The sequence below is a fragment of the Methylorubrum sp. GM97 genome, assembly GCF_024347855.1.
Classification (GTDB): domain Bacteria; phylum Pseudomonadota; class Alphaproteobacteria; order Rhizobiales; family Beijerinckiaceae; genus Methylobacterium; species Methylobacterium extorquens.
Window position 1 is genome coordinate 2,996,716 of the sequence record NZ_AP025942.1, and the last position, 19,985, is coordinate 3,016,700.

Genomic DNA, 19,985 nt, shown 5'->3' on the forward strand with positions numbered 1-19,985 from the left:
CCGCCGGGTACACCGGTGCGTTGTCCGCTCACCATTCCTCGATCATGCACTGTGCCAAGCAGGGCCGGGGTAGCGGCGCAAGGGATCGACGGGTACTTAACATCTGGATGCTTTTTGGAGGCATCGCCCGTCACGAGCCACGGACCCCGCCCAGCGAATGCATGTCCGGATGAACTGCCTGCTGCGTTCGCCGGTCTTTGGTGGCGTTCTTCTGGGTGTCGCGACGCTGGTCCTTCTGCCGCGTCCGGCGGCCGCCTTCGACCTGTTCGGCTTGTTCGGCTCGGAAGAGGAGCCGCCGGCCCCGAGCGCGACGGCACTGCCCTATAGCCTGCGCTTCACCGGCACTGACGATTCGGACATCCTTCGGGCCCTGCAGGATACCTCGACCCTCTACCGCCTGCGCCAGGAGGCGCCGCCGGGCGGCGAGGGGCTGGTGCGGCGCGCCGAGGCCGATCTGCGCCGCCTGACCGATGTGCTCTCCGGTTACGGCTACTATCAGGGCACCGTTTCGATCCGCATCGACGGAGTGCCGGTCGGCGGCGAGGCCTCGCTGGTTGCCGCCGCACGGGTTGCCGAGAACGCGCGCGCGCGCACGCTAGTGCCGGTCAAGATCGCGGTCGATCTCGGTCCCGCCTACACCCTGCGCACCGTGCGCGTCCTCGACCCCCGCGGCCGTCCGTTCTCGGAGGAGGTGCTGCCCGAGCGCTTCACCCGGACCGGCGACGACGTTCCGGCCCGCTCGGCGACCGTGCTCGCCCGCGAAGCGAAAATCGTCGATCGCTTCCGCGCTCTTGGCCACCCCTTCGCCAAGGCCGTGACGCGCGATCCCGTCGTGGACGATGCGGCCCACGTCATGGACGTGACCTTCACCATCGATCCCGGACCGATGGCGGGCCTCGGCGAGGTGTCGGTGAAGGCGACCGACGGCATCGATCCGGCGGTGATCCGCTCGTTCATCTATTCCGAGCCCGGCGATCCCTACTCGCCGAAGGCGGTCTCCGACATCCGTCGCTCGGTCGCCCGCATCGAAGGTCTGGGCGCGGTCCGCGTGCGCGAGGGCGAGAGCCTCGATGCGCAGGGCAACCTGCCGATCTTCGTCGAGGTGAGCGAGCGCGAGCGCAACCTCATCGGCGTCTCGGCGCGCTACTCCACCGTCGATGGGCCGGGCGTGCGCGCCTACTATGCCAACCGCAACCTCTGGGGCGGCGGCGAGACGCTGCGGCTCGATGCCGACATCTACTATCTCGGCCTCGGCTACGATCCGTTCGCGACCCAGCGAAAGCTCGCCGGCATCGACACGACTGGCCTTGGCGGACGCCTTTCGGCGACGTTCGTGAAGCCGGCGCTCGGCGGCACCCGCAACGACCTGCTGGCGAACCTCTTTGTCACCCGTGAGGTGCAGCAGAGCTACTTCGTGGACGCGGCCGGGGCTTCGGTCGCGGTCCGCCACCGCTTCTCCGACACGTTCTCGGCCCAGATCGGCCTCGACGGGCAAGTCGGCCGCTCGAAGGATGCCATCGGCACCGTCGATTACCGGCTGATCGGTGTGCCGCTCTCGGTGACCTACGACTCGACTGACAGCCTGCTCGACCCCACCGAGGGCTTCCGGGTGATCGCCTCGGCCGTGCCTTATCCCGGCTTCCTTGGCTCGGATCCGGGCATCTTCGTCGCGAAGGCCCAGGGCTCGACCTACTACGCGCTCGATGACGAGGCGAAATACGTGCTCGCCGGGCGCGTCGGCTTCGGCTCGGTCTCGGGCGCCCGGCTCGACGAGATCCCCGACAATTTCCGCTTCTTCGCCGGTGGCGGCGGATCAGTCCGCGGCTTTGCCTTCCGCACGCTGGGCCCCCGCGGACCGTTCAATCTGCCGATCGGCGGGCGTAGCCTGCTGGAGGCCTCGATCGAGGCCCGCATCAAGATCACCGACACGATCGGCATCGTGCCCTTCTTCGACGCGGGCACGGCCTTCGCCTCGACGCTGCCGGATTTCGATGAGCGTATCCGCAAGGCGGCGGGCATCGGCCTGCGCTACTACACCGGCATCGGTCCGATCCGCGCCGACCTCGCTTTCCCGCTCGATCGGATTAAGGGAAACCGCGAGTTGCCGGCCGCCCTGTATATCAGCCTCGGACAGGCGTTCTGAATGGCGTTTTCTGCTCGCGGACGACACCGTCGCAGCCTGCCCGCCACGGCGGGCGAGGGGCGGAGCCGAGCCTACGGCCGAGCTGTGGTTGCGGCCGCGTTCCTGTCGATCGCACTGCTTTTCGCCGCCTTCATCACAACCGACGACACCCGCGCTGCCGATGGCGAGAAGACGGTGCTCGGCGGCCTCCTGTCGAAGGCGCTCTCGACGCCCTCGTCGCAGGTCACGATCGGCGCCGTCGATGGCGCCCTGTCCTCGGACGCCACGATCCGCGACGTGGTCATCAGCGATTCCGACGGCCCGTGGCTGAAGCTCGACCGCGCCCGCCTGGTCTGGCGGCGCCTCGCCCTGCTGTCCGGCCGGCTGGAAGTCGACACTTTGGAGATCGGCCGTCTCGAAGTGCTGCGCAAGCCGGTGCCGGGCCCGACGCCGGCCGAGGCCGAGCCCGATGGCAGCCTGCTGCCGGACCTGCCGGTGAAAGTCGAGATCAAGAGCTTCGCGCTGGCCGAACTGCTGCTGGGCGAGAGCGTCGCGGGCCAGCCGGCACGGCTCGCGGGTGAGGGCAAGGCCACGCTCGGAAACCCCTCTGAGGGACTCGACGTCAGCGCGGATTTCCGTCGCCTCGACGCGGCCGGGCGCTTCATCGCCCGCCTCCTGTTCGTGCCCAAGGGCGAGCGCCTTGAGGTGAAAGCCAGCCTCGTCGAGCCGGAGGGCGGGCTGCTCTCGAAGGCGGCGAACCTTCCCGGCACGCCACCGATCAACTTCGACCTCGATGGTCGCGGCACCCTCGATTCCTTCAACGCCCGGCTCGACTTCGATGCCGGTCCGGAGATCGGCGCGAAGGGCGGTGCGCGCCTCTCTCGCATCGGCACCGACCGGCGCCTGAGCCTCGACCTGACCTCGCGCATCGAAGGCCTCGTGCCGGGCCCGGCCGCGGCGATCTTCTCCGGCGAGACCAAGCTCGACGGCGGCATGGCCTTCTCCGATACGGGGTCGTTCCGCATCGACCGGCTCGACCTCGCCTCGCGCACCGCACGGCTCGCGATCGGCGGCACCCTCACCGCCGACCGGGTCGCGGATTTCACGATCTCGGCCCGCGCGGTCCCGACCGAGGGCGGCGTCACCAAGGCAGCGGATGCCGAGTTGGACACCCTCGTCTTCGACGGCAGCCTGAAGGGGCCGCTCTCGGCACCGCGGGTGAAGGGCAATCTCAAGGCGGCGGGCCTGCGCACCAGCGAATCGAGCCTGGAGCGGGTCGATGCCGTTCTGAACATCGAGCCGACCGGCGCCGACAAGGCGCAGCGCTTCACCATCACCGCCGATGCCGCCGTGGACGGCCTGCGCCTCGCCGATCCGGCCCTGCGCCGCGCTGTCGGCAGCCGGGCCAAGCTGATCCTGCGCGCCGCCGCCGGCTCGGACGGCGTCTTGGACGTCACAACCCTGACCGTCGAATCCGATACGGCCCGCGCCGCCTATGCCGGACGGATCGGGCAGAACACGCTGGCCGGCACGCTCGAGGCGGCTTTGTCCGATGTCGGCGTTTTCTCGGGCATCGCCGGCCGGACCCTCGCCGGCCGTCTCGATGCCAAGGCGATCCTGGGCGGTGATCCCGCCCGCAAGGCGCTCTCCGCCGACCTCGACCTGCGCGGCGGCGGTCTCGTGCTCGGCGAGGCGACCGCCGACCGGCTCGTCGGCCGCGCTCCGACGCTGACGGGACGCGTCTCTCAGACCTATGACGGTTACGGTTTCGAGCGCCTGCGCTTCCAGGGCGCGGGGCTCGTCGCCACGCTCCAGGGCCAGGCGAACGCCAAGACCGCGGACGTCGCCGCCCGCGTCGATCTCAAGAACCTCTCCGCCTTCGATGAGCGCCTGTCCGGGCCGGCGAGCGCCGATGCGCGACTGACGGGCTCCCTGCTCAAGCCGGCCGTCACCGCCGCGCTCCGCGCACCGGAGGTGACGGCCAACGGGCGCCCGATCCGGGATCTGCGCTTTGATGCGGCGCTGAACGACCTACGCGATGCGCTCGACGGCACCCTGCGCATGACCGGCGACATCGCCGGCAAGCCGCTGCGGGCCGAGGCCCACATCGCCCGGCCGAACCGGAGCGACTACGCCCTCGACCGGCTCGCCTTTGCTCTCGGCTCCGTCGCGGCGGACGGGCAAGCGGTCGTGAACGCCGACAGCCTCCTCGCCGAGGGCGCCCTGACGGTCCGTGCCGGCGATCTCGCCGACCTGTCGCCGCTGGCGCTTGCACCCATGGGCGGCAGCCTCGACGCAGCGGTGAACCTCTCCCGCGCGGGCGGGCGCCAGGACGCGACTGTCCGCGCCACCGGTTCGAGCCTGCGCTACGACACGTTCGGCCTCGCCAAGCTCGACGCGGATCTAACCGGCCGCGACCTGCGGGCCCATCCGGTCATCGACGGCCATGCCGACGTCGCGCGGCTCGTCGCGGCGGGCCAGAGCATCGATACGATGCGGCTCACGGCCAACGGCACCGCGGCGGCGAGCGACATCACCCTCACCGCCCAGGCCCGCGGCTTTGCCCTCGACGGTGCCGCCCGGCTGATCCCGGCCGAGCGCACGCGGATCGAGATTGCCCGGTTCTCGGCGCAGCGCGGCGGCGACCGTCTGGCGCTGGCCGGCCCCGCCGCGATCACCCTTGATGACGGCTCGGCGCTGATCGAGAATCTGGTGGTCGCCGCCGGCTCCGGCCGGATCAGCGTGCAGGGGCGGGCGGGGTCCGATCTCGACCTCAAGCTCGGTATTCGTGCCCTGCCGCTGTCGCTTGCGCGGATCGCGAGCCCGAGCCTCGCGCTCTCCGGCACGCTGGAGGGCGAGGCCGACCTGCATGGACCCGCCGCGCGGCCGGAAGGGCGCTACGCCCTCACCGTTGCCGGCCTCGTGACCCCCGAAACCCGCAAGGCTGGCCTGCCGCCGATCACCGCGCGGGCGAGCGGCCGGCTCACTGATGGCGCGGCCAGCATCGACGGGCGGGTCTCGGCCGGGCGCGGCGCCGACGTGACCGTGACGGGTACCGTGCCGGTCGAGGCCGGCGGCGGTCTGAATCTCCGCGCCCGCGGCAACCTCGACGCGGCGCTCGCCAACTCGATGCTGAGCGCGAGCGGGCAGCGGGTTGCCGGCCGTATCGTGCTCGATGCGGGTGTGGCCGGCACGGTCGCGGCGCCGAAGGTCGAAGGCTCGGCGACGCTTTCGGGCGGCAGCCTCACCGATCCGATCAACGGCATCCGCATCACCGACATCCAGGGCCGCGTGACGGGCCGCGGCGACACCATCGTCATCGAGCGGCTGACCGCGGCGACCCGCAACGGCGGGCGCCTCTCCGTGGACGGGCGCGTCGCCGTCGAGCCGGCCTCCGGCTTTCCCGGCACGCTTCGCATCACCGCCGACCGGGCCGAACTGGTCTCAAGCCCGCTGATGACGGCGGTGTCGAGCCTCAACCTCGCCCTGTCGGGACCGCTCGCCCGCAAGCCGACCATCAAGGGCCGGGTCGATGTCGTCTCCATCGACGTCTCGGTGCCCGATCGCCTGCCGGCCACGGTGCAGCCGCTGCCGGGCATCCGCCGGGTCAATGTGACGCCTGAGGTGCGCGAGCGTCTCGCCAAGCGGGCCGAGCGCAAGGCGCAGATCGAGGCCGCTGGCCGCCGGAAGAAGGCGGCGCCGCCTTTCGACGCCGGTCTCGACGTCATCGTAAGCGCGCCGAGCCGCATCTTCGTGCGCGGGCGCGGCATCGACGCGGAACTCGGCGGCGAGTTGCACGTCACCGGCTCCTCGCGCGACCCGCAGGCCAACGGAGACTTCTCCCTGCGCCGCGGCGTGTTCAGCCTCGGCGGCCAGCGCCTCGACTTCACCCGTGGCCGGGTGTTCTTCGCGGGCGACATCGCGCAGCCCGACCTCGACTTCGCCGCCGAGACCAAGGCCGCCGACGTCACCGCCCGTGTCGCGGTCACCGGCCCCGCGGCGCAGCCCGTCTTCGCACTCTCCTCCGATCCCAGCCTGCCGCAGGACGAGATCCTCTCGCGCATCCTGTTCAAGAAGGCGGCGGCCGGGCTCTCGGCGTTCCAAGCGCTGCAACTGGCTCAGGCCGTGGCGCAACTCTCCGGCGGGGCAGGAGGGCCCGACGTGTTCGAGGCAGCCCGCAAGGGGCTCGGCCTCGACAGCCTCGATGTCTCGACGGGCGCGAGCGGCGGCCCGGCGGTCGGCGCCTCGCGCTACATCAACGACCGCATCAGCGTCGGCGTGAAGGCCGGCGCCAAGCCCGCCGACACCGCCGCGACGATCAACTACGACGTGACGCGACGGATCAAGCTGAACGGCGAGGCCGGCAGCGACGGCCGTACCTCGGTCGGCGTCGGCGCCGAGTGGGAATGGTGACGCGCTAACAGGCGCCGAGCCCGTCGCGTCCCTCGCGCCCGTCGGGGTCATGCTGCAGCAGGGCGACCCGACCGAAGAAGTCTGCGGCTGGCCTCGCCTCTGTCTCGCCCGGCCATGACCTGCCTGGGTCGCGACACGGTCCGCTCGACCCCATGAGCAGCGGTGAGGGGCGGTACGCAGCCGTTCGCGGCCGACTGGAAACCGCCGGATGTGCTCCGAAGCGTTTTTTCGGGGCGGGTCGGTGACCAAGCCATATCGGACGCTTGGGACCGTATTGCCCAGTGAATTGTATGCCGTTGTTCTACATTACGTTTGAGTAGTAGATTTATTCCCGATTAAAATTTTGGCTCCGTGCAAATTTATTGCAATATGACAGATGTGTTCTTACGCACTTGGCTTCCAGTATCGGATTTATATTTAAGCAATGTGCCTCTTGTTTGGGCCGCGCTCTGCAAGACAGGAGAAATTTGTTGTTTCGTGGATTAAACCGCGCACTGGGTCTGCTTGTGGCCGTCACGCCTATCCTCCTGCCGACATCGGCGCTGGCTCGGCGCACGATGGATCTCCAAGGCCCCGGCGATCCCAATCGGATGTACTGCGACATCGTCGTGAAACGTCCCGGCGGAAACCCGACGCAGGACATGACCGGCTCGATCGGTCACGCAAAGAGCTATCAAAGCGGCGGCCGTCGAGCGAACCCGCTGATCTGTTATCTCCCCGGAACACGCTGAACGCATCCCAATGCGACGTGGAGGGCGGGCGCGCGGCAGGTCTCCGAGAATAGATCCGATCGCGACGGATTAATTCCGGTCAAAGACCACTCAGATGCGGCGTGCGGCGGCGCATATTCGGAATAGACGCTCCGACAGAAGAAGGATCCACAAAATACGAGAAGGATCCGCAATCGAACAGGGAGACGAAGCGTGACTGGAACGACATCTTTGAGAATCGCACTCGTCGGCGTGATCTACCTGCTCGCGCACACGGCCGCGAATGCGATGAATCATCCGGCGCAGACCGGGACGGGCGGCGGCCCGGAGACGACCATCACGGCTCCGCATGTCGCGCCGACAGGAAGAGTCATCCCTCGCCCGCAGGTCTTGGGCTCGCCGACAAACGGCGAGGCTGCGCAGAAGCCTGAACCTCAGTTCAAGGACAGCTTCCTCATGAAGGACATTTGTGTCGGCTGCTGAGCCGGATCGGGCGAGGGCGGTATCGATCCAACAGCAGCCCTGTGAGACGAAGAGAAGCCCGGCGCCGTCGTGGCACCGGGCTTTTCTGAACCGGAGGGCTCCTACGGCTCCTTGAAGCCGTATTCCGGCACGCCGTCCTCGTTGCCGTAATACTTGTAGGGCAGGAACTTGCCCGAGAGGTTCATCTTCACCCGATCGCCCTTGTTGTTGGGCTCGCGCTCCATCGTCATGTTGAAGTCGATCGCCGACATGATGCCGTCGCCGAATTCCTCTTGGATCAGCTCCTTCCACGTGGTGCCGTAGACCATCACCAACTCGTAGAAGCGGTAGATCAGCGGATCGGTCGGCGGCATCTGCGGGATCGAGCCGCGATAGGGGGCCTCGTTCAGCATCCGCTCCTCAGCCTGGCTCAGCCCGAACAGCTCGGCGGCCTTCTTGGCCTGAGCCTTCGGCAGCTTCATCTGGCCCATGCAGGCGGCGGTGATGAGGATCGGCGAGATGCCTCCGATCTCGTCCTGGATGTACTTCCAGGTCCAGCCCTTCTCGCGCTTGATGTCGAGAAGCTTCTCGGTGAGGTCTTCGCGCTTCATGCTTGTCTCCCTTCCGGCCGAGGGCCGGCTGCGATGGGGGCGGCCGTTCGGATGCATGGGGGCGCAGCGTCCGAACGACCGGACCGTCTCGACCCGTTTGAGCGGACCGGGCGGCACTCGGATGACGGGCCCAGAGCCGAGCCGCGCCATTACGAACATGATCCGCAAACGGCGTGCCAGGCCAATGCGGCGCCGTAAGTCACGACTTTTCAATAACTTGTGCTCGCTTCGCCAATCTACGAAATTTCGTCTATGACGAATTATCGTAGAAAGACTGCGAGATTTCGTCGTGTCCGCATCAGCGCTGGAAGCGCCCTCGGTTTACGGCTCCGCCTTCGATGAGAATCGCGAGGCGATGCTGGTGTTCGAGCCCCTGACAGACCGCATCGACGACGCCAACGCGGCGGCCGCCCGGTTGCTCGGCCACGACCGCGCGGCCCTACGAGCAACGCCCGTGAGTGCCCTGCATCCCGACCAGCGGCCTGCGCTCGTGGTGTTCACCCAGGCCGTCCTCGCCGAGGGGCAATGGTGGACACAAGGCCTCACCCCGCGCCACGGCGCCGGCAAGCTGTTGCGCCTCGAATATGCCGGCTGCGTGCTCTCAAGCGAGCCGACGCGGCTCCTCGTCACCCTCTTCGATCTCGATGAGCGCGAGCGCCGCCGCGTTGACCGGGAGGCCGAGGCGCACATGCGCGCCGGCCTGCCCGAATGGCAGCGCATGGAGCGCATCTTTCGCGACATCGAGCGCGGCAACCGGCTGATCCTGCGCGCGGCGGGGGAGGGGATCTACGGCGTCAACGCGGACGGGATCACCACCTTCGTCAACCCCGCCGCGGAGCGGATGCTGGGATGGGCCTCGGCCGATCTCGTCGGCAAGGACATGCACGCCACCGTCCACCATACCCACGCAGGCGGTGCGCATTACCCGCATCACGACTGTCCGATCTACGCGGCCTTCCGCGACGGGGCCGTGCATCAGGTCGATGGCGAGGTGTTCTGGCGCAAAGACGGCACCTGCTTTCCGGTCGAGTACACCTCGACGCCGATCCGCGAGGGCGGGCAATTGCTCGGCGCGGTGATCGTGTTTCGCGATGTCAGCCAGCGCCGTGAGGACGAGGACCGGTTGCGGGCCGCACTCGCCGAAGTCGATTCCCTGCGCGAGCGCCTGGAGCAGGAGAACGCCTACCTGAAGGAGGAGATTCGCGCCGAGAGCCACCATCAAGGCATCATCGGGCGTAGCCCGGTCATGGAGGCGTTGCTGCGCCAGATCGACGTGGTGGCGGGCACCGATGCCACCGTCCTCGTCACCGGCGAATCCGGCACCGGGAAGGAGCTGATCGCCCGGGCCATCCACGAGGCAAGCCGCCGCCACGAGCGGCCGCTGATCCGCGTGAACTGCGCAGCGATCCCGCGCGACCTGTTCGAGAGCGAGTTCTTCGGCCACGCCAAGGGCGCCTTCACCGGGGCGCTGCGCGACCGAATCGGGCGGTTCGAACTCGCTGACGGCGGCACGCTGTTCCTCGACGAGGTCGGGGAGATCCCGCTCGACCTCCAGGGCAAGCTGCTGCGCGTCCTGCAAGAGCGCCAGTTCGAGCGGGTCGGCGAGGAGCGCACCCGCGCCGTCGATATCCGGCTGATCGCCGCGACCAACCGCGATCTCAAGGAGGAGGTGCGCCGCGGGCGTTTTCGCGAGGATCTCTACTTCCGCCTCAACGTGTTCCCCCTAACCTCCGCGCCCCTGCGGGAACGCCGCGAGGACGTGCCGCTGATCGCGCAGCACGCCCTGAAGGCCGCCGCGCGGCGCCTCAACCGGACGGATCTGTGCCTGACCGAGGCCGATGCCCGCCGCCTGTCCCGCTACGATTGGCCGGGCAACGTGCGCGAGTTGGAGAACGTGATCGAGCGCGCCGCGATTCTCGCCGAGCGTGGGCGCCTGCGCTTGGATTTGCCGGAAGCCCGCAGCGCCGGCCCTGTCATGCCCGCGCCGGAGCGCCCGGCGGATCTCGGCCGGCCGCTATCCGAAGAGGAGCGCCGCGCCCGTGCCCGCAGCGAGATCGAGGCGGCGCTTCACATCAGTGGCGGAAAGGTCTTCGGTGCCGGCGGTGCGGCCGAGCTGCTCGGTCTCAAGCCGACGACGTTGCGCTCGCGGATGAAGGTGCTGGGGATCGAACCGCTCTGACGGTCGGCGATCCCCATCGAACGACCCCGGCGAGGGCGGCGCTTCGCAGAGCTGTCATTTGCGCCTGCTTGGGTATCATCCGATATGGCCCGACCCGGCCGCCCCTCGACGGGGTTTCGCCGCCTTACGGAAACACGCCTGTGTGTCGAGCCGAGCAATGACGTGAGAGCGGAAACGACACGCCGCCGCGCGGCCCGAACGCTCCGGCTCCTCGCGAGCGGCGTCGCGGTCCTCGCCCTGTCCGCTCCGCTCTGCATCGCCTCGGTCCCGGCTCGCGCCCAATCGCTGCCGTCGCTCGCCTTACCCATGCCGCTCGGCCTTCCGCTAACGGGCGCAGGCGGCGACCCACAGACCGCGATCGCGCAATCGCGGACGTCGGATCAGGTGTCGGTGACGAACGAGGGCTCGATCCAGGACGTGCTGGGCCCCTACGGCGACCCGTTCGGCCTGCGCGCCGCGCTGGCGGCGCGGGGCGTCACCTACGTCCTCACCTATATCGGCGAAGGGTTTTCCAGCGCCTCCGGCGGGCTGCGGCGCGGGACGACCTTCGGCGGTCGCCTCGACGCCTCGCTCGACATCGATCTCGATCAGCTCGCCGGCTGGGGCGGCGCCCGGTTTCATACCGACTTCTTCCAGATCCACGGTCACGGCCTGTCCCGGCGCTTCGTCAACAACCTCACGACGGTCAGCGGCATCGAGGCTTTGCCCTCGACGAGGCTGTTCGAGTTGTGGATCGAGCAGCGTTTCTTCGGCGACCGGCTCTCGGTGAAGGTCGGCCAAGTCTCGGCGGATACGGAGTTCGCCATCGCGCAGTCGGCGGTGGTGTTCATCAATGCCGGATTCGGCTGGCCGAATATCGGCGCGGTCGTGTTGCCGAGCGGCGGGCCGATCTATCCGCTGGCCACGCCCGCCATCCGCCTGAAATACGAGCCGACCGCCGAACTCTCGCTGCAGGGTGGGCTGTTCAACGGCGATCCGGCCGGGACGCCGGCCGGCGACGAGACCGATCCGGAGCGGCGCAACCGCAGCGGCACGAGTTTTCGCGTCAACGATCCGGCGCTGCTGATCGGCGAGGTGGCCTATGCCTATCCCAGCCTGCCCGGGGCCGAGCGGCTGGCCGGCACCGCGACCCTGGGCGGCTGGTACCATTTCGGCCGGTTCGACAGCCCCCGCCTCGACGAAGTCCGGGGGCGACTGCTGGCCGATCCCGAGGCGAGCGGAATCGCCCGGCGCTTTCGCGGCAATGCGGGGCTCTACGCGATGCTCGACCAGACGATCTATCGCGAACCCGGCACGGTGAACGAGGGTGCCTCGGCGTTCCTGCGGGTCTCCGCCGTGCCGACGAACCGCAACCTGATCGATCTCTACGTCGATGCCGGCGTTGCCTATCGAGGCCTGTTCGAGGGCCGCCCCAACGATACGCTGGGCCTCGGGGTGATCCATTCCCGCATCAGCCCGGCCGCACGCGCCTTTGACCGCGACCAGCGCGTTTTCGGGGCCGGATCGGGGCCGCTGCGCAGCAGTGAGACCGTGTTCGAGGCGACCTATCAGGCGGAGCTGGTGTCCGGCTTCACCCTCCAGCCGGATCTCCAATATGTCATGCGGCCAGGCGGCGGCGTGGCCGACGAGCGCGGGCGCCGGCTGCGCAACGCCACGGTTTTAGGTCTGCGCGCGACCATCAACTACTGACGGACGCGCCGGCCCCGGTATCCCTTACGGCCGCGGTGGCTCGGCTCCGATCGGCTGGTAGGCGGGCCCCTCGGCGCCGTCGTCGTTGAGGGTTTCCAGGAAGGCGATGAGGTCGGCCTTCTCCTGTACCGTCAGATGAAGCGGACGGATGTCGCGGGACCGGCTCGGCCGATCGATGCCGCCGCGGTCGTAGAGGTCGATCACCTCGGACAAGGACGCCAACGATCCGTCATGCATGTAGGGCGGGCGCCGCGCGACGTTGCGCAGGGTCGGCGTCTTGAAGGCGTGGCGCAGGGCCGTCGAGTTCGGGAAGAACCGCCCGCGGCCAATCGCACCGTCCGTGGCGACGCCGATGTCGTGGAACGAGCCGTCCGTGAAGTTCCAGCCCGAATGGCAGGCGGCGCAGTTGGCCCTGTCGTTGAACAGATCGAAGCCGCGCTTGGCGGCTGGGCCCAGTGCGCGTGCATCGCCCTCGACCCAGCGGTCGAAGGGTGCGCGACCGGAGACGATCAGGCGCTGGAAGGTGGCGAGTGCCTGTTCGATCCGCTCCTGAGTGATCGGCCCACCGGTCGGGGTGGGACCAGGGAACGCATCAGCGAAGGCGACGACATATTTCGGATCGGCCGAGAGGCGACGGACCATCTCCTTGGGCGGCATGTTCATGTTGCCCGGCGCGGTCAGCGGGGTGCGGGCCACCGCTTCGAGTCCGCGGAACTTACCATCCCAACCGTAGATCGTTTCGGTCCAGGCGACGTTGAGCAGCGTCGGCGTCCGGAAATCCATGAAGCCGCCGTCGCTGCGCGGGGCGCGCGGAGTCGTGTCGGTCCAATCCTGCCCTGGGACGTGACAGGTGGCGCAGGTGCGGTCGCTGTCCCGTGAGAGAGCAGGCTCGAAGAACAGCGCGCGGCCGAGTTCGGCCTTTGCGGCCCGATACGGGTTGTCGTCGGGGAAGGGAATCTCGGCCGGACGGCGGTACTCGGCGAGCACAGCCGAACGATCGGGCTCGCCGTTCGTCGCGATCGCCAAGCTTCCCATCAGGATCGTTAGGAGGGCTGCGACGCCCCCCACGAATTTCCAAGCCATTCGAACCTCGACAGGTTCGACCTTCGGGGCTTTGGCTTTAATTTCAGTTAAGGCATTGGCTTAATAGTGGCGTGAATGGCGCTGGCCGGCCCAGATCTTGAGATGATGACGGACCGATAGCCTGGAAAACATCTCGGTCGCGTGCAACTTTAAGGTGAACTGCGCTTCTTTACTTCACCGAGACCGCGAGCTTCATTTTCGGATGAATGCCGCACAGGATCGTGAACCGCCCCGGCTTCGGGAAGAAGACGACGGTTTTGCTTCCCGGAATCTGCTCTCCGGTGTCGAAGCTGAAGTCCGGATTTTCGAGATAGGCGTGATGGACGAGTTCACCGTCGTCGTTCACGATCGCGAGGCCTTCGCCGGCCCGCAGGGAGATTGCCCCCGGGGCGAAGGACCGGCCCTTCTGCGTGACGCGGTGGGACGCTGTATCGCCCGCCAGCGCAAGCGCCGTTCCGGATGCGATGAGGGATGTGAGCAACAGGACTGAACCTGTACGCCGCGGCGTGGGCGCAGTTCTCATCCGGCACGCATCCATCATGCCCGTCTCCTCTACTTCGAGGACGCCCCCGCGCACTCGTTCGTTTCAGATGAGCATCCATGAAGTTGCGTTCGCCTTAACGGCATCACCGAATTCGAGGGATACACTATCGAAATCGCTGACGTCGCAGATTACCTTAACGATTGTCGGACATGCTGGCTGCGAGAAGCGAGCGTTTGCCCGATGAGCCTTTCACGCCGACCCTTTGGCTTTTCGCTCGGGCGCACCGCCGTCGGGGCCGTGCTGCGCGGTGGTCGCACGATTCGCGGCCGCATCTTCCTCGCCTTCCTGATGCTGAGCGCGATCACAGCGGCGCTCGGCGGCTACGCCGCCTTCGGCATCATGACGACGGGTGCACTGGTCGACAAAACCTACGATCGCTCTCTGATGGCGATCAATTACGCCCGGGCTGCCGCGACCGACCTCGCGATGCTCCAGGCTGCGGTGGCCCGAGCTCGCCTGGCGGGCGATAGCGCCGAGCGACGCACGCTTGAGGCTCGGATCGAGGCGCTGACGCAATCGTTCGAGGAAGATCTGGAGATCGCCGCGGATCGGGCCCAGTCGGAGCGTGCGACGCGGGAGGCCGCCGCCGCCAAGGACGCCGTCGCCCACTGGCTCGCCGCTCGGAGGGAATTCGGCCCCGATCAACAGACGGTGGATGTCTGGCAGGCGCTCGATGCCCACGCGGCGGTGGCCGAGCAGCATATCGACCTGCTGATCAACTTCACCGCCGGGGACGGCTTCTCCTATCGGCAGACGGCCCGCGCGGACGTGGCCCGCGACGTGCGGCTCAGCATCTTCGCGACCTCACTCGCGATCGTTCTTTCGGGCATCGTCGCCTTGCTCCTGTTGCGTCAGATCGTTCGGCCGGTGGCCGACGCCTCGACGGTCGCGAGCCGCATCGCCGCCGGTGAGTTGACCGTGCGCGTACCCGAGGGCGGCGACGACGAGTTCGGCGCCCTGCTGCGCGCCATGGCGGTCATGCGCGACAACATCGCGGCGATGATGCAGGAGGAGGTCGCGCAGCGCCGCTCCGCCCAAAGCCTGCTCGCCGACGCTGTGCAGGGGTCGATCGAAGGGATCGTCGTCGTCGATGCCGGGGGCTGCATCGTGCTCGCGAACGCGCGGGCGGCCGCTTTGCTCGGGATCGATCAGGCCGAGCCCGGCCATCGCCCGCTCTCTGATGCGCGCGGTTCGGCCGTCGCCGATGCCCTGCTCGCCATGCCCGGCCACGCCACCCTGACCGCCGAGACGCACACCGCCGACGGGCGCTGGCTACGCATCAGCCGCAGTCCCACACGCGAGGGCGGCTTCGTTGCCGTCTGCAGCGACGTCTCCCTGCTGAAGGAGCAGGAGGATCAGCTCAAGCGCAGCAATGCACAGCTCGACGCGGCTCTCAGCAACATGCTCCAGGGGCTCTGCCTCTACGACGCAGAGGGCGGCCTCCTCGTCTACAATCGCCGCTTCTGCGACATGTTCGGTGTCGATGCCGCCGCGTTGCGGCCCGGCATGAGCATCCGCGACGTGGCCCGTCTCGTCGAAGCCTCGTCCGATAATGGCCGCGCGATTGATCTCCTCGTCGAACAGGAGGCCCTGCTCCAACGCGGGTTGAGCGCCTCACTGTGTTGCCCGATCCGGACGGATTGCATCGTCGCGCTCAAACAGCAGCCGACGGCTGAAGGTGGTTGGATCGCCACCTACGAGGATGTCACCCAGCGCTACGAGGCGGAAGCGCGGATCATCACCATGGCGCGCAAGGACGCGCTGACGGGGCTCGCCAACCGCATGGTGTTCGGCGAGCGCCTGGAAGAGGCCGCCGCGCATCTCGACGAAGGGGCCGGTGCCGGGTTCGCCACGCTCTGCCTCGATCTCGACCGGTTCAAGGAAGTCAACGACACGCTCGGCCATCCCATCGGCGACGGGTTGCTGCGCAGCGTTGCGGAACGGCTACAAGGCTGCCTGCGCGACACCGATCTCGTGGCGCGTCTCGGCGGCGACGAGTTCGCCATCGTCCAAGCCGGCGTCCAGGCCGGCACGCATGCGCGGCGGGATGCGAGCGCCCTGGCCAAACGCCTAATCGCGGCCTTCCAGCAGCCCTTCCTGCTCGACGGACACACCGTGACGGTCGGGCTCAGCATCGGCATCTCGCTCGCACCGGAACACGGAACGAGCCCGGAGAAGCTGCTGAAGAGCGCCGATCTCGCGCTCTACCGCGCCAAGGCCACCGGACGGGGCTGCTGGGCGTTCTTCGACGAGGAGATGGACGTCGAGCTGCGCAAGCGCCGAGCTCTCGAAAGCGATCTCAAGAAGGCTGTCGGGAACGGCGAGTTCGAGCTCGTGTTCCAGCCGATCGTCAAGCTCGACCGGCAGCGGATCGCCAGTTGCGAGGCACTGCTGCGCTGGCGCCATCCCGAGCGCGGCTATGTCTCTCCCGCGGATTTCATTCCCCTGGCGGAGGAGACGGGCACCATCGGCGAAATCGGCGAATGGGTGCTGCGCAAGGCTTGCAGCGAGGCCGCGACCTGGCCCTCGAACATCCGCGTCGCCGTCAATGTCTCCGCCGCACAATTCAAGAACGCGGCCGTCGTCCGGGCGGTGATGGATGCGCTCGCCGCGAGCGGGTTGCCGGCGCACCGGCTGGAACTGGAAATCACCGAGTCGGTCCTGCTCAACGACAGCGTGACGACGCTGGCGACGCTCCACACCTTGAAGCGCCTCGGTGTACGGGTCGCGATGGACGATTTCGGCACCGGCTTCTCGTCGTTGAGCTACCTGCAGAGCTTCCCGTTCGACAAGATCAAGATCGACCAGTCCTTCGTGCGTAACCTTGCCGCGCCGGGCAACTCGCGGCTGATCGTGCGCTCCGTGGTCGGCCTCGGCCGCAGCCTCGGCATCACGACCACGGCGGAGGGCATCGAGACCGAGGCGCAACTCGAGCAGCTTCGGCTCGAAGGATGCGACGAGGGTCAGGGCTACCTGTTCAGCCGCCCCGTCCCCTCGGCCACGATCCGTGAATTGGTCACGGCACTCGGCCGCAACGCGGCCTGAACGGCGGCGCGACCGGTCTCGGCTCCCGTCGCTCTCACGAGGCTATAGGTTACCTCACTGCGATTATGCATTGTGCTATATCAGCACAACATATGAGTGCGACACGATCGGCGTGAGTTTCCGCTGAACAAAGCGCGGAGTTGGCGATTTCCCCGACACAAGAGCCGAAGCGCAGCCAGTCGAAAGACTTGGCCGTGCACGGCTGTGTGATCTGTGTGCCGAGGAAGTTAGCCGATGTACTATTTCGACAAGAAGCTTCAATACCCGGTACGGGTCGATAGCCCGGATCCGATCTATGCCCGGATGCTGCAACAGGCGATCGGCGGTGTCGAAGGCGAGATCCGCGTCTGTATGCAGTACTTCTTCCAGGCCTGGGGTAATCGCGCGCCCAACACCAAGTACCGCGACATGCTGCTCCACACCGCGACGGAGGAGATCGGCCATATCGAGATGCTGGCGACAGCCGTTGCGATGAATCTCGAAAACGCACCGACCAAGGTTCAGGAAGCCGGAGCGGCCGATGCCATCGTCGGCGCTGTGATGGGTGGCGAAAACCCGCGCCACATCGCCGAGGGGATGCTGCACAAGCACCTGCTCTCCTCAGGGATGGCCGCGTTCCCCGGCAATTCCGACGGCGTGCCGTTCGACATGAACCACATCTATGCCAGCGGAAACATCGCCGCCGACATGTATTGCAACGTCGCCGCCGAGGCGACCGGCCGGACGTTGGCGGTGCGCCTGTCCAACGCGACCAACGATCCCGGCATGAAGGACATGTGGAGCTTCCTCATCGCCCGTGACACGATGCACCAGCAGCAATGGCTCGCGGTCATCGAGGAGCTTGGCGGCGCCGAGGGAGCCTTGCCGATCCCGAACAGCTTCCCGCAATCGGAAGAGAACCAGAAGTTCAACTACAGCTTCTTTGCGACGAACCGCGACGGTGCTCCGCCGCCGGAAGGCCGGTGGACGGCCGGCCCCTCGATCGACGGCAAGGGCAATTTCAGCGTCTTCCAGAACGAGCCCATGGGTCAGGAGCCCGTGCTCGGGCCTGCTCGCCCCGACAGTGGCGCCGAGACGCAACAGATCGGCTGATTCATCGCCCGGCTGCCTCTGCGGCCGGGCGATTCTTTTGCGCTTCACCCCACACCGTTTGAACAGGAGACGCCGACGATGGCCCTCGACACGCGCGAAATCTACGTCACCGCACTCAAGAACACCCACGCTCTCGAAATGCAGGCCCTGCAGATCATGGAGCGTCAGGTGGAACGGCTCACCCGCTACCCTGAGATGGAAGAGGCTCTGCGCCGCCATATCGAGGAGACGCATGGCCAGCGCACCCGCCTGGAAGAGGCTCTTCAATCGCTCGGCGACAGCCCCTCGGCGATCAAGGAAGGCATTCTCGGCTTCGTCGGCAACATGATGGCGCTGGGTCACACGCCGGCGCAGGACGAGATCCTGAAGAACACCTACGCCAACCACGCCTTCGAGAACTTCGAGATCGCAGCCTACGAATCGCTGCTGACCATTGGCGAGGCGGCCGGGCAGGGCGGTAGCCTGACGGGCTTCCGCCAATCGCTACAGGAGGAAGAGGCGATGGCGCGCCGGGTGCGTGAACTGATCGGCCCAACGACGAAGCGTTACGTCGATCTCACCATCGCGGGCGAGAAGGCGGACCGCTGATCCGCAGGCGAACTCGGCATTCACATCGTCGAGCGATACAACATCGCGCATCGGGCCGAACGATTCCGGCCCGGTGCGCGTCTCTCACGGTTCCAGCATCTGTGCGGAATCGAACAGGTGGGACACGCTCGCAACGAGGCTGGTGAAGCGCGTGTCCCGGCCGTTCTGCGCCAACAGCGCACCGAAGGTCAGGGCTGCGTTGCGAGCCAAATGACATGGCGGGGACCGCTTGAACCGCTGGCCGGCCGGCGAACCTCCTCGACGGTGAAACCGAGCCGCTGAAGCCGCGCCTTGAACTTCCGGTCCGGCGTCCCCGACCAGACCCCGAGCGTGCCGCCGGGTTTCAACGCCCATTGCGCCCGCTTCAGGCCCCACTCGTCGTAGAGCCGGTTGTTCGCGCGCCGCAGCAGACCCTCCGGGCCGTTATCCACATCCAAGAGGATCGCATCCCACCCGGCGGCTTCGGACTGGATCAGGCGGGTCACGTCCGTCTCGCGCAGCTCGACGCGCGGATCCTCGAGGCAGCCGGCGAAGATGGAAGCGAGCGGTCCCCGTGCCCAGGCGGCCACCGCCGGCACGAGTTCGGCGACGACGATGCGCGCGTCCGGTCCCAGCTCCCGCAAAGCGGCGCGCAGCGTAAAGCCCATGCCGAGGCCTCCGATCAGGATGCGCGGCGCCGGCCGGCCCGTCAGCCGAGCGCAGGTCAGCGAGGCCAGCGCCTCCTCCGAGGTGCCCCGCGTGCTGTTCATCAATTCGATGTTGCCGACGACGATGGAGAATTCACCGCCGCGCTGCATCAAGGCGAGGCTCTTACCGCCGCCGGGCACGTCGCTGGTTTCGAGGTGCACCCACTCGTTCATCGCTGCCTTTTCCGGCCGGGCGCCGGGTGCGACCCCGCATGCGTCCGTCGCCATTGCTCTTTCCGCTGAAGGCCGCCTATCAGCGGGCATGTCTAAACGCACCAAATCTCTGCCGCAGCAGCGCGGCTTCGTTCTCTTCGACGTTGTCTTTGAGGACGGCACACGCGCCTCGAACCGGCGTGTCCCGATGGAAATCCTCGGCGGGCTCGACGGCGACGAGCCGGCGCGTCAACTCATCGCCGAGCAGGAAGCGGAAATCGCGCAGAAGGCCGGCCGGGCACCGCGTGAAATCCAGCAGCTCACGCGCTCGCCGATCGCGAAGCCGGTGATCGCCACCTGATGCCATGGCGCTGCCCCCTGCGCGCTGCCTCGTAGCGGCAGGGGAAGCCCGGCTTATCTCGGAAGAGGGTCCGACCGCCTCGCAAGCGCCGGCGGATCGGCCGGGCCCAAACGAAGAAGGGGCTGGCTCAGCGCCAACCCCTTCACAACCATACGAAATTCGATGGTACCACCGCCCCGGCTCGAACGGGGGACCCCTAGATCCACAATCTAGTGCTCTAACCAACTGAGCTACGGCGGCACGTGAG

The 19,985-nt window shown here is 67.6% G+C and carries 15 protein-coding genes and 1 tRNA gene; 10 read left to right on the top strand and 6 right to left on the bottom strand.

What is annotated here, in order from left to right; translation table 11 throughout:
• The first annotated feature begins 157 nt into the window (after positions 1 to 157).
• The 4 genes from MSPGM_RS13820 (at position 158) to MSPGM_RS13835 (ending at position 7,728) form a co-directional block, all read left to right on the top strand.
• Positions 158 to 2,143: an autotransporter assembly complex protein TamA gene (locus MSPGM_RS13820; RefSeq protein WP_261925674.1), complete on the top strand. Its 1,986-nt coding sequence runs from the start codon at positions 158 to 160 to the stop codon at positions 2,141 to 2,143.
• Positions 2,144 to 6,535, top strand: a complete 4,392-nt coding sequence (locus MSPGM_RS13825; protein WP_261925675.1) for a translocation/assembly module TamB domain-containing protein — start codon at positions 2,144 to 2,146, stop codon at positions 6,533 to 6,535.
• 470 nt (positions 6,536 to 7,005) lie between these two features.
• Positions 7,006 to 7,266 carry a hypothetical protein gene (locus MSPGM_RS13830; RefSeq protein ID WP_004446473.1) on the top strand — a complete coding sequence of 87 codons (261 nt, stop codon included), beginning with the start codon at positions 7,006 to 7,008 and terminating at the stop codon, positions 7,264 to 7,266.
• A gap of 192 nt (positions 7,267 to 7,458) precedes the next feature.
• The gene (locus tag MSPGM_RS13835; protein ID WP_004446475.1) at positions 7,459 to 7,728 is read left to right on the top strand and encodes a hypothetical protein; all 270 of its coding nucleotides are present in this window, start codon (positions 7,459 to 7,461) and stop codon (positions 7,726 to 7,728) included.
• 101 nt (positions 7,729 to 7,829) lie between these two features.
• Here the strand turns inward: MSPGM_RS13835 and cynS are convergent, their stop codons facing one another.
• Positions 7,830 to 8,318 (bottom strand): cyanase, encoded by a 489-nt coding sequence (cynS, locus tag MSPGM_RS13840; protein ID WP_004446477.1) that lies wholly within the window; start codon positions 8,316 to 8,318, stop codon positions 7,830 to 7,832.
• Between the two features lie 289 nt (positions 8,319 to 8,607).
• Between cynS and MSPGM_RS13845 the strand changes: the two genes are divergently transcribed.
• Complete coding sequence (locus MSPGM_RS13845; RefSeq protein WP_004446478.1) at positions 8,608 to 10,497, top strand: sigma 54-interacting transcriptional regulator; 1,890 nt, start codon at positions 8,608 to 8,610, stop codon at positions 10,495 to 10,497.
• Between the two features lie 162 nt (positions 10,498 to 10,659).
• On the top strand, positions 10,660 to 12,186 hold the full coding sequence (locus MSPGM_RS13850; RefSeq protein ID WP_004446480.1) for a carbohydrate porin: 1,527 nt from the start codon (positions 10,660 to 10,662) through the stop codon (positions 12,184 to 12,186).
• A 24-nt stretch (positions 12,187 to 12,210) separates the two neighbouring features.
• Here the strand turns inward: MSPGM_RS13850 and MSPGM_RS13855 are convergent, their stop codons facing one another.
• Both MSPGM_RS13855 and MSPGM_RS13860 read right to left on the bottom strand, forming a co-directional pair.
• On the bottom strand, positions 12,211 to 13,269 hold the full coding sequence (locus MSPGM_RS13855) for a cytochrome-c peroxidase (RefSeq protein ID WP_004446481.1): 1,059 nt from the start codon (positions 13,267 to 13,269) through the stop codon (positions 12,211 to 12,213).
• Positions 13,270 to 13,438: 169 nt separating this feature from the next.
• Positions 13,439 to 13,810 carry a hypothetical protein gene (locus tag MSPGM_RS13860; RefSeq protein WP_261925676.1) on the bottom strand — a complete coding sequence of 124 codons (372 nt, stop codon included), beginning with the start codon at positions 13,808 to 13,810 and terminating at the stop codon, positions 13,439 to 13,441.
• A 183-nt stretch (positions 13,811 to 13,993) separates the two neighbouring features.
• Between MSPGM_RS13860 and MSPGM_RS13865 the strand changes: the two genes are divergently transcribed.
• From MSPGM_RS13865 to MSPGM_RS13875, 3 genes are all read left to right on the top strand, one after another.
• Complete coding sequence (locus tag MSPGM_RS13865; RefSeq protein ID WP_012753137.1) at positions 13,994 to 16,858, top strand: EAL domain-containing protein; 2,865 nt, start codon at positions 13,994 to 13,996, stop codon at positions 16,856 to 16,858.
• A gap of 234 nt (positions 16,859 to 17,092) precedes the next feature.
• A complete protein-coding gene (locus tag MSPGM_RS13870; RefSeq protein ID WP_004446486.1) occupies positions 17,093 to 17,950 on the top strand; it encodes a manganese catalase family protein in 858 nt (285 codons plus the stop codon).
• A 78-nt stretch (positions 17,951 to 18,028) separates the two neighbouring features.
• Complete coding sequence (locus MSPGM_RS13875; protein WP_004446487.1) at positions 18,029 to 18,538, top strand: ferritin-like domain-containing protein; 510 nt, start codon at positions 18,029 to 18,031, stop codon at positions 18,536 to 18,538.
• Positions 18,539 to 18,622: 84 nt separating this feature from the next.
• On the opposite strand, the gene MSPGM_RS13880 is transcribed toward MSPGM_RS13875, so the two are convergent.
• Positions 18,623 to 18,748, bottom strand: coding sequence for a hypothetical protein (locus MSPGM_RS13880; RefSeq protein ID WP_261925677.1), 126 nt, complete (start codon positions 18,746 to 18,748; stop codon positions 18,623 to 18,625).
• Positions 18,727 to 19,398, bottom strand: a complete 672-nt coding sequence (locus MSPGM_RS13885) for a spermidine synthase (RefSeq protein WP_012753138.1) — start codon at positions 19,396 to 19,398, stop codon at positions 18,727 to 18,729. Before MSPGM_RS13885 ends, MSPGM_RS13880 begins: the two co-directional genes overlap by 22 nt.
• Before the next feature lie 88 nt (positions 19,399 to 19,486).
• Between MSPGM_RS13885 and MSPGM_RS13890 the strand changes: the two genes are divergently transcribed.
• A complete protein-coding gene (locus MSPGM_RS13890) occupies positions 19,487 to 19,738 on the top strand; it encodes a hypothetical protein (RefSeq protein WP_004446489.1) in 252 nt (83 codons plus the stop codon).
• 163 nt (positions 19,739 to 19,901) lie between these two features.
• Here MSPGM_RS13890 and MSPGM_RS13895 read toward each other — a convergent pair.
• Positions 19,902 to 19,978: transfer RNA gene (locus MSPGM_RS13895), tRNA-His, on the bottom strand.
• Between the last annotated feature and the right edge of the window lie 7 nt (positions 19,979 to 19,985).

What these genes read in the sequence shown, in the direction of transcription:
- MSPGM_RS13820 (WP_261925674.1), top strand. Translation starts at nt 158, where the DNA reads ATGCATGTCCGGATGAACTGCCTGCTGCGTTCGCCGGTCTTTGGTGGC.
- MSPGM_RS13825 (WP_261925675.1), top strand. Translation starts at nt 2,144, where the DNA reads ATGGCGTTTTCTGCTCGCGGACGACACCGTCGCAGCCTGCCCGCCACG.
- cynS (WP_004446477.1), bottom strand. Translation starts at nt 8,318, where the DNA reads ATGAAGCGCGAAGACCTCACCGAGAAGCTTCTCGACATCAAGCGCGAG.
- MSPGM_RS13855 (WP_004446481.1), bottom strand. Translation starts at nt 13,269, where the DNA reads ATGGCTTGGAAATTCGTGGGGGGCGTCGCAGCCCTCCTAACGATCCTG.
- MSPGM_RS13860 (WP_261925676.1), bottom strand. Translation starts at nt 13,810, where the DNA reads ATGATGGATGCGTGCCGGATGAGAACTGCGCCCACGCCGCGGCGTACA.
- MSPGM_RS13865 (WP_012753137.1), top strand. Translation starts at nt 13,994, where the DNA reads ATGAGCCTTTCACGCCGACCCTTTGGCTTTTCGCTCGGGCGCACCGCC.
- MSPGM_RS13870 (WP_004446486.1), top strand. Translation starts at nt 17,093, where the DNA reads ATGTACTATTTCGACAAGAAGCTTCAATACCCGGTACGGGTCGATAGC.
- MSPGM_RS13875 (WP_004446487.1), top strand. Translation starts at nt 18,029, where the DNA reads ATGGCCCTCGACACGCGCGAAATCTACGTCACCGCACTCAAGAACACC.
- MSPGM_RS13885 (WP_012753138.1), bottom strand. Translation starts at nt 19,398, where the DNA reads ATGAACGAGTGGGTGCACCTCGAAACCAGCGACGTGCCCGGCGGCGGT.
- MSPGM_RS13890 (WP_004446489.1), top strand. Translation starts at nt 19,487, where the DNA reads ATGTCTAAACGCACCAAATCTCTGCCGCAGCAGCGCGGCTTCGTTCTC.